Source organism: Ktedonosporobacter rubrisoli, from assembly GCF_004208415.1.
In the GTDB taxonomy this organism is placed as follows: Bacteria; Chloroflexota; Ktedonobacteria; order Ktedonobacterales; family Ktedonobacteraceae; genus Ktedonosporobacter; species Ktedonosporobacter rubrisoli.
In genome coordinates, this window is sequence record NZ_CP035758.1 from 9,433,483 (window position 1) to 9,448,175 (window position 14,693).

A 14,693-nucleotide genomic window follows, 5' to 3' on the forward strand; every position below is an offset into this window, starting at 1 on the left:
GCCCTCCAGGACAAAGAAAGGGAAACTGTGCATGCGCTATCTACGCTTAGTACTTGCCTTTATCAGAATCTCTTTGCAGGAAGATATGGCCTATCGGACAAACTTTTTTATCAGCGTGTTATCCACATTGCTTAATCTAGGAACGGGGATAGCTGGAATTGCCGTCCTCTTCGGGCAGATAAAAACGCTACATGGCTGGAATTTTCCCGCGACGCTGGTCCTGCTAGGAGTTTATCTGCTTGTTGGAGCCGTAAGGCGTCTGGTGATTGGGCCCAGCTTTGATGCTCTTGCCGGCTTGGAGGGCGAATTGTGGCTGGGTCGCTTTGATTTTACTTTGCTCCGTCCCGTCAATACCCAGTTTCTGATCAGCTTGCGCCACTGGCAGCTGTTCTCTGTCGTTGACATATTGTTGGGATTGGGCACTTTGATTACAGGCTGTATATTGCTGGGAGAGCGTGTAACGCTGACAAATCTACTCGCTTTCCTCGTCACTTTGATAGTAGGCTTGCTTATTCTCTATGCGCTGCTGTTGTTATTGACCGGCTTGCTTTTCTGGAGCCCAGGTTTTTTGTTTACCTGGATCTTTGATGCCCTATTTCAGATAGCTCGGTATCCCCTGGATTTCTATCCTGACTGGGTGCGTACGATCCTGACCTGGATAGTGCCGATTGGCATAATCACTACGGTGCCTGCCCAGGCTCTTACTGGCGCTCTCTCTCCGCCGCTCTTCGTGGGTGGTCTTCTGCTTGCCGGAGTGTTGCTGGCCGTTGCCTCGCTAGTTTTCTGGCATGGTTTGCGGCGTTACGCCAGCGCATCTAGCTAGCACTATGGCCTAGCAGATCCACCGATTTGCCGATGCTTTTGCCCCTTGACAAACGCTACTTTCTCTAGACATAATATGTATGTGAATGCTCACACACATGGGGAGAAAGAAATGGCAGGAGAAACACGTAAGAAGATTCTTGATGCGACTGAAAAACTCATTCTTTTGAAGGGATTGGCGCGTGACGACCAAGGAGATTGCGCGCGAGATCGATCTCACTGAAGGTGCGCTCTACCGGCACTTCGACCATAAGGCGGAAATCTTCTTTGCCTTGATGGCCATACATCTGCCTACCTTTTATGAAGCATTTCAGGTGCATCAGGCCGGCAGCGCAACCGTCAATGAGAATCTCGTCGCTCTTGCTCTGGCGACAATTCAGTATTATGAGCAGATAGTTCCGTTAGGCGCCTCCTTTATGGCTGACACAGAACTGCTGGTTCAGCTTCGTGCGTCTATCCAACCGCTGGGCGTTGGGCCGCAAAGTATCTTTGAAGACGTTACTACCTATATCGAGAAGGAGCAGCAGTTGGGACGGATGAGGCAACAAATTCCTGCCCTGACGCTGGCGATCCTTTTGCTAGGGCCTTGTTTTCAGTGGGTATTTAACCGGCGCTTTCTGGGCGCTGACCCTTTCCATAAAACAGAGCAGCAGTTTGCTGAGGAACTGGTACAAGGGTTGCTGGCTGGCGCCATTCCTGACTAGCATTGAGAGAACACAGAGTGCTGACCTGTGATGGACATCTGTCGACATTGCGGCAAGGCGAGCAGACAAGCGTACGTACATACGTGCGGCTCTCACGTAGAGTGCTTGCCAAGAGTGTAATAAGCTTTTAGAGAACAGAAGAAAAAAGGGAGATTTCTCATGAGCGAGAAAACGGTGGCAACCACGCGCCAATTCCTGACCACCCCTGGTAAGGGCCATACAACGATTTTAACCAGCTTTCGGCGCAATGGCCAGGGAGTTGATACCCCGGTTGGCACGGTAGCCTTGAACGGTAAACTCTACTTCATGACGGCTGCGGACACCTGGAAGGCCAAGCGCCTCGCGCGCAATCCGCATGTAACCGTTGCGCCTGGCACCTACAGCGGCAAAGTACTCGGCCCGGCGATTAAGGGTCAGGCGCGCCGTCTCTACGGCGAGGAACTTCAGCTGGCGCGAGGCCTGTTGCGCGTAGGAGTGCTGGGCCATTTCTGGGGATTCATCTTTGACTGGCGAAATCCTGGCGAGAAAACTGCGGTGTACGAAATCTTGCTGGAGGCATCAGAGGTGGATGATGAACAACGTGTGCTAGCCCAGCACAAATAAAAGGAGCGTGCGATGATTTTCTTGACCGGAGCGACGGGAAACATTGGCCGCTCCAAAGGCACTGACCGCGGAACTTAGCGGTAATAATATACAGCATAGACTTATCCCCTTATCACACAGGGGCATTGCTTGCGTTTCTTCCCAGAAAACAAGGCCAGGACATTTGAGGCCCTGGCCTTGCGGGAACTTAGGCCCGGCTTGCGGCTACATCAGCCAGCGCGCGATCTAGTAGCTCTGTACCGGCGTCGATATCTGCAGCCGTCAGGGTCAGAGGCGGGATCATACGCAAAGAGCGCGGATCGGGAGCATTCAGCAGTAAGCCATGCTCTAGAGCCTTTTGTACGATCTTCGCTGCCTGATCGCCCTGAACATGAACTGCGCGCATTAAGCCAATGCCGCGCGGGCTATCGATCAGCCCAGGATATTTTGCGCATAGCTCGATCAGCTTGCTATTCCAGTATTCGCCCATCTTGCGTGCATTCTCCAGGAGATTTTGCTCAAGAATAGTTTCGAGGGTTGCCACACCTGCTGCGCAAGCCACCGGATTGCCGCCAAAGGTTGTGCCGTGATCGCCAGGAGCAAAGAGGTCTGTGCGCGGTCCTGTAAGCATAGCCCCGATAGGAATACCGCCGGCCAGTCCTTTAGCCAGCGTCACAATATCAGGCGTGATGCCATAATTCTCATAGCTAAAGAACTTACCGGTACGTCCCATACCCGCCTGAATCTCATCGCAGATCAGCACAAGATTTTGCTCATCGCACCATTGGCGCAGGCCCTGCATAAATTCCTGGTTGGAGGCCCAGATGCCACCCTCACCCTGCACCGGCTCTACAAGAATGCCCACGGTCTTCTCGCTCGTTGCCTGTTTAACTGCGGCGAGATCGTTGAGGGGAACCTGCTTGAAACCATCGGGAATGGGAGCCCAGGTGGCCTGATAGGCTGGTTGACCGGTAGCCGCCGTTGTGGCCAGGGTCCGACCGTGGAAGCTATTATGCAGGCTGATAATCTCGTACGCGCCGTTGCGGTGTAAGCGTCCATATTTGCGTGCTAACTTGATAGCACCTTCGTTTGCTTCAGCGCCACTGTTAGAGAAGAAGGAACGCATTCCCTTGCTCTGGATGCCAAGTAATTCCGCGAGCTCAATCTGGCGTACATTGTAATAGAGATTAGAGGTATGGATAAGCTGCGTTACCTGCTCCTGGACCGCTTTGACGATCGCGGGATGGCAATGTCCGAGCACGTTAACGGCAATACCTGCGACAAAATCGAGATAGACTTTTCCCTCGCTATCCCATACATGTATCCCTTCACCACGTACGAGGGTGATTGGTTGCCGCTTAAAAGTCCCTTGATAATACTTCTGCTCAAGGGCGGCCCAATCTCGCTTATTCAACTCAGTTGCTGTCATCGTATCTTTTCTCCTGTTCGGAAATAAGAAAGTTCCCGATCCGTGGAGGCTTTGCATACACGGATCATCTCATAATCCCACATTAACTGACTGGCCAGGGCTGGAACGAAGGCCAGCTAGCCATGCCAACCGCGCTGTTAGCCATTGCAGCACAAGCCTGGTCCTGCACATATATAGACAAATAAGTTTTGCTCTGTGGGCGGTGCGCAACTTAAAAAATCATTATAGAGTTCCTGCTCCAGCGGGAGAGGTGCGTTCTTCCCCCTCCTAGAAAAATTCTCTAGCCCCTGCAACAAGGAAAGTGTACACGTGCAGGGGCTAGAGAAGCGCTTGCGCTCAACTGGCTCAGGCGCTGGTTTCGCGATCATAAGGCGCTTGTAATTGGGGTGGTAAAGGATAAGAGGCGCCAGGTAAGGGCAGGCCCTTTGGCTCGCTGGTCGCTGCCGGCATGCCGGCAAGGATAGACGGCCCTTCAAACTGATCGTCGCTGATTGGCTGATTGAAGAGCGATTCGAAAAGAGGACCTTCTAGAGTTTCCTCTTTGATCAAGCGCTCGCTAATCATAATCAGGCGCGTCTTGTTTTGGAGCAGCACATTATGCGCCTTATCGAAAGCTTCTTGAATAATGCGTCGGACCTCCTCATCCACCTCGCGCGCTGTTTGCTCACTGTAATTGCGCTGTTCTCCAAAGTCGCGACCCAGGAAAACAAGCTCATCCTTATGGCCGAGAGCCATCGGACCAATGCGGCTACTCATACCATATTCGGTTACCATCGAGCGCGCCGTCTTCGTGACCCGTTCGATATCGTTAGAGGCCCCGGTCGTTACTTCGCCAAAAATGATCAACTCGGCGACGTGGCCGCCAAGCGCATACGCCAGCATATCTTCGAACTGGGGCTTGCTCCAGAGGTAACGATCCTCGGTTGGTAGCAGCATCGTAAAGCCACCGGCCTGGCCACGAGCGACGATAGAAACCTTGTGCACGGGATCAGTGTTTGGCAGCATACGAGCTACAAGCGCATGGCCAACCTCATGATACGCAGTGATAGCCTTCTCGCGCTCACTGATAATGCGGCTCTTGCGTGCGGGACCGGCTACCACGCGATCGATGGCTTCTTCCAGTTCGCTCATGCCAATTTTTCGCTTATTGCGACGTGCGGCCAGGATCGCGGCCTCATTGAGCAAATTAGCCAGATCTGCTCCCGAGAAGCCTGGCGTTTGCTTTGCCAGCGTTTCCAGTGAGATATCTTGCTCCAGCGGTTTACCTTTGACATGAACCTGCAGAATAGCAATACGCCCGCGAATATCTGGACGATCAAGGACCACCTGTCGATCGAAGCGGCCGGGACGCAACAGAGCGGGATCGAGCACATCCGGTCGGTTGGTAGCTGCAATCACAATAACGTTTGTATTGGTATCGAAGCCATCCATTTCTACAAGAATCTGGTTTAAGGTCTGCTCGCGCTCATCGTGGGAGCCGCCGAGTCCGGCGCCCCGTTGACGGCCCACAGCATCGATCTCATCAACGAAAACAATACAAGGGCTATTGCGCTTCGCCTGATCAAAGAGATCGCGTACGCGGCTGGCTCCCACGCCGACAAACATCTCGACAAACTCGGACCCGCTAATGCTAAAGAAAGGTACGCCAGCCTCACCAGCCACAGCTCGTGAGATAAGCGTCTTGCCAGTTCCTGGAGGCCCAACTAGCAGGAGGCCTTTGGGAATCCGGGCTCCCAGGGCCACGAATTTCTCTGGATACTTTAAGAACTCGACAATTTCTTGTAGTTCCTGTTTCGCTTCCTCAACGCCTGCCACATCCGTAAAGGTCACTGTCGGCTTATTTCCCATAAACATACGGGCTCGGCTCTTGCCAAAGGACATAGCCTGATTATTAGTACCCTGCGCCTGGCGAACTATAAATATTAAGAGTGCGCCAAGTAGAAGGAAGGGGATGAGTCCACCAAGGGCACTGAGCCAGCCCCAGAGCTGGTTAGGCGTCTCGTATTGCAGCACCAGAAAACGATTATTGGCATAATCAATACCATTATCTTTAAGTACGCGCGTCGCATCGAAGCTCTCATTAACTGTGGCTGCCTCTTTCTGGGCCTCGGAACCTTTGCCGCGCGTCAGGGTAATAGTATCGCTACCTACATCTAACGTATCCTGCTGCCCTTTGTTTATATCTGTGCGGATATGTCCTAGAATCGTGGATACGTTGACTAACTTAACGTCTGATTGCGGTCGGAAAATGAACACGGCGACCAGAACAATGGCCAACGTGATCAGGAGCCAAAAAATGCCCGTTCTGAGCCATTTCCCACTGCTTGACATTAGGGCTCCTCTCTATTAGTATGGCGTGTACAAGTATCACCTTTTTTTATATGGTACATATCTAAGCGTATTACCTGACATTCAATCATGATTCTTGTGTGTTTTATTATAGCACACCCGCTGATTGATCTCTTGCGGGAGATCTTTCACAAATGCTTTTACGCTGGGAGATCTATCAGGCTCGATATGAGTGGATATAACAGTATAACGGTTGACCTTCGGTCTGGTTCCAGTTTTTACTGGCCAGCCGCCACTATCATCAATTTTCAGTATATTAGCCCTCCCTTGCTTGATAGTCTGGCACCTGCTACCAGAGGACTGTAGAGAATGTTGTAACTACTAACTCTGAGGCTATGCTAGCCTCTCTCTCATGCTGGCCGAGCCAGCACTAAGCCCCATACCTCGGCTGCGTGGGCAGCGAAGAGAGGGGCGGCACAGGCTTCAAGAGTAGCGCCTGTTGTGCATACATCGTCAATAAGCAATACTTTACGGCCCTCAAGGCGAAAGTTTGAGGGTAGAGGCGTATAGAGAAAGGCCCCTAAGACATTCTGTTGCCGCTCGCTTGCGCTTAGATGGGTTTGGGCCTTTGTGGGTTGCACGCGCGAGACAAGGGTATGTAATAAAGGAAGCGCCAATCTTGCGGAACAGACTTGAGCCAGGAGATTGGCCTGATTATAGCCGCGCTGCCGTTCGCGCTCATGGTGCAGTGGTATGGGCACAATAAGGTCGGCATGTAATCCATGTGCTTGATACGCCTGGGCTAGCAATGCTCCTAATGGCTCGGCCAGGCGGATATTTCCATTATACTTAAGCTCGTGGATGCAAGCCCGCAAGGGGTCCTGATAGGTACTTGCTGAACGCAAACCGCTAAGGCGCAAAGGGTGATGCTGGCAGGCATAACAGAGCCCGGCTGCAGAAAGCCGGCCATGGCAGTGTTGGCAGAATGGTGGCCGGGTTGGCTGTATGCGAGAAAGACAAGAGGCGCACAGTAGAGCGCCTCCACATTTGCATGCCGCGCACGTTGGAGGGAAGAGAAGATCAAGCATATGTTGAGCTATTTGCTGAGTTCGCCGTAAAAGTGTTTCTCTGCCCATGAAGTAACTCCCGAATATACAACGAATGGGATGAAAATCGGTAATTGTGAATGAGCTCACATATATGCGGATCTTTGAGCCGGGCCAGGCTGCTACTGCTGCTTGCTATGAGCTGTGGATGAATTGGCTGTACTGCTAGCACAGCAGGAGAATAGCTGGCGGCGAAGCCAGCTATTCAGGAAAGATTATTCGTCAGCCGTCTTGCGCATCGTGGGGAAGAGGATAACATCACGAATTGATTCCTGGTTGGCCATCAGCATTGCCAGGCGGTCAATGCCAATACCCAGGCCCCCGGTCGGTGGCATGCCTGTCTCGATGGCTTCCAGGAAATCTTCGTCGAGTACCTGAGCCTCGTCGTCGCCTTGAGCGCGTTGGCGCAACTGGTCTTCGAAGCGGGCGCGCTGATCGAGCGGATCATTGAGCTCCGTGAAAGCATTACCTAGTTCCAGGCCACCCACAAAAGGCTGGAAGCGCTCTACCAGGCCAGGCTTAGACCTGTGCATCTTGGCCAGCGGGGACACGTCGATTGGATAATCGATAAGGAAAAATGCCTGACGCAGGGCAGGAATTCCTTTACGCAGCATGGCCCCTTTAAGATCATCTATCAGGCGTCCACGACCCAGTTTCGGATCAGCCTCATATCCCTGCGCGCGCATCGCGGTGGCCAGGCTCTCTTTATCCGGGTAACGTGAGACATCAATACCAGTATGTTCGGCAATAGCATCGAGGAGAGGAATGCGCTTCCAGGGAGGAGTCAAATCAATTTCGGTCCCTTGATAAGTAATATGCGTTGTGCCTTTAACTTCCTGGGCAATAAATGCTATCATCTCTTCAACAAGTTTCATAATATCATTGTAGTCAGCATAGGCCTGATAGCATTCCATCATAGTAAATTCAGGATTATGGCTACGATCAATACCTTCATTGCGGAACGAACGTCCAATTTCATAAACCCGTTCAAAGCCGCCAACAATTAAGCGTTTGAGATATAGCTCTACAGCAATACGTAGATATAAATCGCGATCAAGAGTATTATGATGGGTAATAAAAGGACGCGCAGTTGCTCCTCCATAGAGTGGCTGCAAGATAGGAGTTTCGACCTCAATAAAGCCGTGCTCGTCAAGATAGTGGCGCATTGCGGTGATGGTGCGGCTGCGTATTACAAAAACCTGCCTCACCTCATCGCCATTGGCGATCAAGTCAAGGAAGCGCTTGCGCTGGCGTAGCTCGATATCTTCGAGGCCGTGGTACTTCTCAGGGAGAGGATGTATGCCCTTAGTCAAGAGGCGATAGCGCAAGACATGTAGCGTACGCTCGCCCGTGCGCGTCACAAACAGAAAACCGGTAACCTGAATAAAATCGCCAAGATCCAACAGCTTAATAGAGCGATAGGCTTCCTCGCCAACATCGTTAATACGGAAGTAGACCTGGATGCTGGCAGTTCCGTCCTCGATCTTAGCAAAAGCAGCCTTGCCCATTTCGCGCAATAAGCGAATGCGCCCGGTCAGGGTGTAGGAGCCTTCAGGTCCTGCCAGCTCATCGAAATGTTCTAAAACATCGGCAATAGTATGTGTGCGCTCTACATCGTTAGGGTATGGATTGATTCCCTGCTCACGTAATGCATGTAGGCGTTGTAATCGTATCTCTCGTTCGTCTGCCATGCTCTTTCTCTATTTCCTCCAAAAAAACGTGCCCCGACAGCATAACAGTTGATGGATAGCGTAGAAAAGATATGCTGTATTGTTCTTTGGCACTTAGTCTGGTTCATTGTAACATTGTTTTTGCCTGCTGGGTACCCCATAGGAGAGACCACATAAAAAATCGACCTGGCCACCGGTCGGGTGTGCTGCAGGTCGATTTTTGCTGTTAGTCTTAGGAGAGCGCTCTATTCGATAGAGTGAATTGTGTACTCCTTCACACCACCGGGGGTTGAAACGATAACACGATCGCCAGGTTTATGGCCCAAAAGCGCTCTACCTACGGGCGACTCATTAGAAATACGCCCGGCGCCAGGGTTAGCCTCAAAGGCCCCCACAATGGTGTAGTGATACTCGCGTCCCTCGGCGACACGAAGGTGGACGATGGAACCGAGAGTCACGCTATCTGATCGTACATTGTCAATCAGTTTGGCCTTGGCCAGCATCTGCTCAAGTTCCATAATGCGCCCTTCGAGGCGGGCCTGCTCGTTCTTGGCATCTTCGTACGCCGCATTATCAATTACATCACCAGATTCCTTAGCGTCATGCAAGTATTGGGCGACCTCTGCACGTTTGACGGTGCGTAAAAACTCCAACTGGCTTACTGCGCGCTGAAGTCCGTCGTTTGTGAGGAATACGTCCTGTGTCTCCATTTTCTGTTTCCCCTCATTCATCTGGTGGAGGTACTTCCTCCAACCGTAATTAGCTAGTCGGGCCAGTTATTGTGTGGGGTATCCAATATCGCCCCAGGTAATACTGACTCGATCACCTGAATGACAGCGGAGTAACAGCTCTCCGTGTTCATCCACATCTTCAGCGATACCGCTGAGCATGGAATCTCCCTGGCGTACCTGAATGGTACGACCAAGCGTTGATAGCTGATTGCGCCAGCGCTCTCGTATCAACCGAGAGCTAGACCCGTAGGCTTGCGCTAGTGGGTCTTGCGCTTCTTGCTGCAACAAGAGATAGCTTGACTCCATGTGTTGCAGCAAGCGCGTGATAAAAAACTCACGGCTTACTCTATGACCGCAAGCGCTTTGCAGCGTTGTGGCTGCCTGCGTAAGTCCCGGCACGGCCTGTGACGGAATAGCTTCTGTAAAATCACCGTTTACATTGACGCCTATTCCAACGATAGCGAAGCCCCGACCGGAACGGTCACGGCTGGTTTCAATCAAGATACCGGCGACTTTGCGGTCCCCAACGAGAACATCGTTGGGCCATTTGATGGTTGCTGCAACTCCACAAGTGTCGGCAATGGCGTCAACTACAGCAAGCGAAGCAAACATGATTAAGTGATAGGGTGGGAAAAATGGTCGCAGTATGGTAGATGAAATCACGCTGTGTCCAGGTTGATCTACCCAATGTCTGCCTAAGCGGCCTTTGCCTGCAGTTTGACTGTCGGTAAGTACCACAACCCCCTCCTCTGACCCATCCTGAGCCAGTTGCATCGCCAACACATTAGTTGAGTCCACTGTTGATAAAAATACAAGATGATTTCCGATGCCAAAGAAACGAGTGTCGAGCTGACGCTGTATTGCCTCTACATCGAGCTGCTTGAACGCGGTACTTTCTATCTTCTTCACATTCTACCACTTCTAAATCTTTTATCTATTGGTATCATGGTCTTGCGAGGACCCTGTGATAAGAAGTAAGCCCGTAAGTTATCGGCGTTTTGCTTCAAAAAAATTACATAGTAAAAACGGGCAGAGGTATGGATTTTTAGATATGTTACCCAGATTGGCAAGAACGAAGTTATAGTGTACAAAAAACCCAGAGCAAGGGAAACAAGTTTCTTTCGCCTTTGCTCTGGGGGTGCTGCACAGACAGGTAGAGAAACCTACCCACCAGTGTGTTATTCAAACCTTCACCAAGCTCCAAAGCCAGGTTCTAGCGAGAAGGTGAGCTAACGAAGCATCCCTCTCAACTGGAAGGTGTGGGAATCTACCACGCTGCCTGTGCAGCGACTACTTTGATCCATTACACACCACCTCCTTTCGTTGACGCTATTGTACCATTGGATTTTAACAGTTGTCAAGCTTTCTCGAAAAATCGCTCCTGGGCAAGGAGGCCACAAGGGGCATAAAGCTTCTCAGCAGGCCGATCTAGCCTCAACTGCTACTTGTGAATTTTGTGTGAATAATGCTGCTCCTATTTTAGGTTGTCTGTTTTTCCTGTCCTGAAGTTCAGGAGATTTGGCTCGGCAAATGAGCTATAAGGGCAGAAGTCCGCTCTGGGCTTGCCTTAAGCTCTGCCATATTTGCGGCACGTTGTATTGAAAAACTTCAACCCTTCATGGCAGAGAATAATATTTCGTGCTATACTATTCATAGTAGCATCCAAGAGCGTTGTGTGGTTGGGAGCCTGAGCGAGATCGTCGCTCGTGTCCGCATCGTATTGACTGTCCATATTTGTTTAATAAGCCACGAGAGTTTGTCATGGGCGTACTATGCTGTGCTCTCTTACGCTTATATACGTATGGCATGGTGGGGATGTGCTACGCCTGGCGCTTATCTCCAATGGATGGGGAAGTGGGCCAGGCTCTGGCTTACGGAGTTATATTGATCTATTAGAGATCTAGATTTATGTCTGCCTGAGCAGCTAGAGAGTTTGCCAGCTCTGGCGCGAGAACTCTGCCGTTGCTTGTGTGATGGGGAGAAGGCAGATGATTACAGATAGTGTTTCCCGTGGCACTATTGATCTAAGCTCAAAGCTTGATATGTGTTTTTAGCTAACGCGATGTGCAGATTTGCCGAATGTGGGAAACTGATTGGGTAGGTCGTGAGCTGCAGGCGCGCTGCGTGCTAGCAGGTTGGAAGCGGCTCTCTTTGCTCCTCCAGCCGTTGCAGGCGGCGAAAAACTTGCGCATGGAGTTAGCTATGTACATGTATGCTGTGCGTAAATTTCGATAAATGGCATAAGTAGACGAGAAGAAGGAGGACTTTCAAATGAAGCATCAGCATCAATATATTGACTTGCTCATCGATGCCCTCCTGGACGAGGGTTTCACTGTAGATGAGGCTCACCGGCTCGTCCAGCTACAGGAAGAGTACGAAGAGCGCCTGGCTAACGAAGAGACAAACTATCACCGTTTTGTACGTTGGCTCGTTGAACATGGTCGTTTAAGCGAGTGGTAAATAGACTTGTCCTGGCTAAAGACCGCAGCCTATTGCTTGCACCGATTTTTCGGGATGTTGTACAATAAGAGTAGCGGAGCAGATGGGACGGCGTGGCATTGCTACGCCGTCCTTGTATTTCCCGCGATAAGAGAGAAGTAGGCGACCAGGTGTGTCGCCTTTGTGCAAGGGAGGCCTCTATGAAAGCGGTTGTCATGGCCGGCGGGGAAGGATCGAGGCTACGACCACTGACGATTCGACGACCCAAGCCGATGGTGCCTATTGCTGGTAAACCGGTAATGGAGCATATCCTCAATTTGTTGAAACGTCATGGTATCACCGAGGTCATCGTCACGGTTCAATATCTAGCGAGCAGTATTGAAGACTATTTCGGGAATGGCTCTCAGTTTGGCATGCGCATTACCTATTCGCGGGAAGATGTTCCCCTGGGGACTGCGGGTAGTGTCAAAAATGCTGAGGAGCACCTTACCGAGCCTTTTCTTGTCATTAGTGGTGATGCTCTTACCGATTATAACCTGACCGATCTCGTGAAGTATCACCAGGAGAAAAAATCTCTTGCCACACTCCTCCTTGCTCATGTGCATAACCCTCTCGAATATGGGGTTATTATCACCAATGAGGATGGCCATATTACCCAATTCCTGGAAAAGCCAAGCTGGGGTGAGGTGTTTAGCGATACCATTAATACGGGCATTTACGTTCTCGACCCTCAGATCTTTTCCTACTTTGAGAAGAATAAGCAATTTGACTTTAGCCAGGAACTCTTTCCAATGATGCTGAAGCAGGGCGATCCGCTTTATGGATACGTGGCTTCAACGGGGTACTGGTGTGACGTCGGCAATCTTAGCGAGTATATGCGGGCAAATGCTGATGCGCTGCAAGGTCAGGTGGATATCGAGATTCCTGCCAAAAATATTGGCAGCAATATCTGGTGCGAGGATGGAGTTGAGATCGCTGAGGATGCTCAGCTCTATGGGCCGATTTACCTTGGCCACGATTGTAAGGTGAAATCTGGCGCAATCCTGCATGGGCCGAGTATCATTGGTAGCTACTCGATCGTCGATGAGCGTGCTCAGGTAGATCGCAGCATCGTCTGGAATAGTTCGTATATCGGTGAGCGCTCAGAGCTGCGGGGGGCGATTGTCGGATCTTCAACCAGTATCAAGAGCAAGGCTGTGATGTTTGAAGGCTCGGTTATTGGCGATAATTCGACTATTCAAGATGGCGCGATCATCCAGCCCAATGTAAAAGTCTGGCCCGATAAGGAGATTGAGGCGGGCGCCGTTATCAATACAAGCATTATCTGGGGATCGCAGGGACGGCGCAGCCTGTTTAGTCGCTTTGGGGTCACTGGTCTGGTCAATATCGATGTGACGCCCGAGTTTGCTACTAAGCTTGGGGCTGCTTATGGAGCCATCTTACCCAAGGGGGCGATTGTCTGCCTCAATCGCGATACACATCGCACTTCGCGTATGATTAAGCGTGGCATTAATGCGGGCCTGCCTTCAGCTGGTGTTAATGTGCATGACATCAATCAGGTGCCGATTCCTGTAGCGCGCTACTATATCCGCAATACTGAGGCTGTGGGCGGAGTGCATGTGCGCGTTGCGCCTCACGACCAGCGGGTAATTGATATTAAGATCTTTGATCAGTATGGCCTTGATATTAACAAGACGACTGAGCGCAAGATCGAGAATCTTTTCTTCCGTGAGGATTTCAGGCGCGTTTACCTTGATGAGATAGGCGCCATTGATGTACTGAGCAATGAGGATGTTAGCGGGCGTTACCTTGAGGGTTTTGGCAAGGTTGTCGATTTCGAGGCGGTTCGCAAGCGGAAATTCCAGCTAGTGATTGACTATGCTCATGGCAGTACAACTCAGCTCTTGCCGACGATCTTTAATCGCCTTGATTGCGAGGTAATTGCGCTTAATACCAGTAGCGAGGGCGCGCCTACTTCACGCTCGTTGGATGAACTGGGCAAAGATATGCAGCGCCTGGCTACGATTAGCTCAACGTTGCATACAGATATGGGGATTCGCATCGATCCAGGTGGCGAAGGAATTTCTGTGGTCGATGACCGGGGGCGCATTCTTGATGGTATGAAGATGCTGGCGGTGATGACGAGCCTCTTCTTGCGCTATCATCGCAATGGTACAGTGGCGGCTCCAGTGACTGCTCCTAGCGCTCTGCAGCATATTGCCAAGCGCTATGATGGCTATATCCAGCATACAAAGGTGCTCTCGCATGCATTGATGACGGCAGCCGGGCGCGATGGTGTTGTGCTGGTTGGCGATGGTCGCGGCGGCTTTGTTTTCCCCGCGCTGCAGCCTGCCTTTGATGGGATGCTGGCGATTGTGAAGATGCTGGAGCTCCTATCCCACTTTGATATGCGTCTCTCGGATGTGGTTGATGACCTGCCCGCTTACTATATGAGTACGACGCGGGTAACCTGTCCCTGGGAGCATAAGGGGAAAGTGATGCGCATCTTGAGTGAACAATATCGCGAGCGCCGAGCCAAGCCAATTGATGGGATCAAGATCGATCTGGGCAAAGAATGGGTGCTGGTTCTACCCGATGCGGATAGCCCGCTCTTCCATGTGGTGGCCGAATCGGTTTCCAGCGAACAGGCGCAGGCCCTGGCCGAAAAATATGCCCGCGTGGTGAGCGGTTTACAGCAGTAGATAAGACGAAGCATTCCCGGCACAAAATGGGGCACCTCGACGCTGAGGTGCCTTTTTTATTGCTTTGTTGCTTGCAGCAAAAGATATTATTCGGGTATAGTTATATTCTAGAAAAAATACATAAGGAAAAACGTGTAAGTTGTTATAGATATCCCATATGCATAGAAAGATAAAACACTGATAATTCGCTCTCTGGAAAATACCTGCGACTGATCTATT

The 14,693-nt window shown here is 51.0% G+C and carries 12 protein-coding genes; 6 read left to right on the forward strand and 6 right to left on the reverse strand.

From position 1 onward, the window contains the following. Window positions 1-31 precede the first annotated feature (31 nt). The 3 genes from EPA93_RS40595 to EPA93_RS40605 all read left to right on the forward strand — a co-directional run bounded on the left by EPA93_RS40595 (window position 32) and on the right by EPA93_RS40605 (window position 2,129). Window positions 32-823, forward strand: a complete 792-nt coding sequence (locus tag EPA93_RS40595) for an ABC transporter permease (protein WP_129893005.1) — start codon at window positions 32-34, stop codon at window positions 821-823. Window positions 824-1,004: 181 nt separating this feature from the next. After that, window positions 1,005-1,526: a TetR/AcrR family transcriptional regulator gene (locus EPA93_RS40600; protein WP_129893006.1), complete on the forward strand. Its 522-nt coding sequence runs from the start codon at window positions 1,005-1,007 to the stop codon at window positions 1,524-1,526. A 159-nt stretch (window positions 1,527-1,685) separates the two neighbouring features. Then, a complete protein-coding gene (locus tag EPA93_RS40605) occupies window positions 1,686-2,129 on the forward strand; it encodes a PPOX class F420-dependent oxidoreductase (protein ID WP_129893007.1) in 444 nt (147 codons plus the stop codon). Between the two features lie 187 nt (window positions 2,130-2,316). On the opposite strand, the gene EPA93_RS40610 is transcribed toward EPA93_RS40605, so the two are convergent. The 6 genes from EPA93_RS40610 to EPA93_RS40635 all read right to left on the reverse strand — a co-directional run bounded on the left by EPA93_RS40610 (window position 2,317) and on the right by EPA93_RS40635 (window position 10,242). Then, the gene (locus EPA93_RS40610) at window positions 2,317-3,537 is read right to left on the reverse strand and encodes an aspartate aminotransferase family protein (protein ID WP_129893008.1); all 1,221 of its coding nucleotides are present in this window, start codon (window positions 3,535-3,537) and stop codon (window positions 2,317-2,319) included. A gap of 345 nt (window positions 3,538-3,882) precedes the next feature. After that, window positions 3,883-5,868, reverse strand: coding sequence for an ATP-dependent zinc metalloprotease FtsH (ftsH, locus tag EPA93_RS40615; protein WP_129893009.1), 1,986 nt, complete (start codon window positions 5,866-5,868; stop codon window positions 3,883-3,885). 368 nt (window positions 5,869-6,236) lie between these two features. After that, window positions 6,237-6,962, reverse strand: coding sequence for a ComF family protein (locus EPA93_RS40620; RefSeq protein ID WP_129893010.1), 726 nt, complete (start codon window positions 6,960-6,962; stop codon window positions 6,237-6,239). Between the two features lie 185 nt (window positions 6,963-7,147). Next, a complete protein-coding gene (lysS, locus tag EPA93_RS40625) occupies window positions 7,148-8,623 on the reverse strand; it encodes a lysine--tRNA ligase (protein ID WP_129893011.1) in 1,476 nt (491 codons plus the stop codon). 224 nt (window positions 8,624-8,847) lie between these two features. Continuing rightward, the gene (gene greA, locus EPA93_RS40630; protein ID WP_129893012.1) at window positions 8,848-9,312 is read right to left on the reverse strand and encodes a transcription elongation factor GreA; all 465 of its coding nucleotides are present in this window, start codon (window positions 9,310-9,312) and stop codon (window positions 8,848-8,850) included. Window positions 9,313-9,378: 66 nt separating this feature from the next. After that, on the reverse strand, window positions 9,379-10,242 hold the full coding sequence (locus EPA93_RS40635; RefSeq protein ID WP_129893013.1) for a biotin--[acetyl-CoA-carboxylase] ligase: 864 nt from the start codon (window positions 10,240-10,242) through the stop codon (window positions 9,379-9,381). 1,170 nt (window positions 10,243-11,412) lie between these two features. On the opposite strand from EPA93_RS40635, the gene EPA93_RS48790 reads away from it, so the two are divergent. The 3 genes from EPA93_RS48790 to EPA93_RS40645 all read left to right on the forward strand — a co-directional run bounded on the left by EPA93_RS48790 (window position 11,413) and on the right by EPA93_RS40645 (window position 14,474). Continuing rightward, window positions 11,413-11,568, forward strand: coding sequence for a hypothetical protein (locus EPA93_RS48790; protein WP_165423726.1), 156 nt, complete (start codon window positions 11,413-11,415; stop codon window positions 11,566-11,568). A 36-nt stretch (window positions 11,569-11,604) separates the two neighbouring features. Further along, window positions 11,605-11,793, forward strand: coding sequence for a hypothetical protein (locus tag EPA93_RS40640; protein WP_129893014.1), 189 nt, complete (start codon window positions 11,605-11,607; stop codon window positions 11,791-11,793). 179 nt (window positions 11,794-11,972) lie between these two features. Continuing rightward, window positions 11,973-14,474, forward strand: a complete 2,502-nt coding sequence (locus EPA93_RS40645; protein ID WP_129893015.1) for a mannose-1-phosphate guanyltransferase — start codon at window positions 11,973-11,975, stop codon at window positions 14,472-14,474. The last annotated feature ends 219 nt before the right edge of the window (window positions 14,475-14,693 follow it).

Coding starts and splice junctions, on each gene's coding strand:
- EPA93_RS40595 (WP_129893005.1), top strand. CDS start 32: ATGCGCTATCTACGCTTAGTACTTGCCTTTATCAGAATCTCTTTGCAG.
- EPA93_RS40605 (WP_129893007.1), top strand. CDS start 1,686: ATGAGCGAGAAAACGGTGGCAACCACGCGCCAATTCCTGACCACCCCT.
- EPA93_RS40610 (WP_129893008.1), bottom strand. CDS start 3,537: ATGACAGCAACTGAGTTGAATAAGCGAGATTGGGCCGCCCTTGAGCAG.
- ftsH (WP_129893009.1), bottom strand. CDS start 5,868: ATGTCAAGCAGTGGGAAATGGCTCAGAACGGGCATTTTTTGGCTCCTG.
- EPA93_RS40620 (WP_129893010.1), bottom strand. CDS start 6,962: ATGGGCAGAGAAACACTTTTACGGCGAACTCAGCAAATAGCTCAACAT.
- lysS (WP_129893011.1), bottom strand. CDS start 8,623: ATGGCAGACGAACGAGAGATACGATTACAACGCCTACATGCATTACGT.
- greA (WP_129893012.1), bottom strand. CDS start 9,312: ATGGAGACACAGGACGTATTCCTCACAAACGACGGACTTCAGCGCGCA.
- EPA93_RS48790 (WP_165423726.1), top strand. CDS start 11,413: ATGTGGGAAACTGATTGGGTAGGTCGTGAGCTGCAGGCGCGCTGCGTG.
- EPA93_RS40640 (WP_129893014.1), top strand. CDS start 11,605: ATGAAGCATCAGCATCAATATATTGACTTGCTCATCGATGCCCTCCTG.
- EPA93_RS40645 (WP_129893015.1), top strand. CDS start 11,973: ATGAAAGCGGTTGTCATGGCCGGCGGGGAAGGATCGAGGCTACGACCA.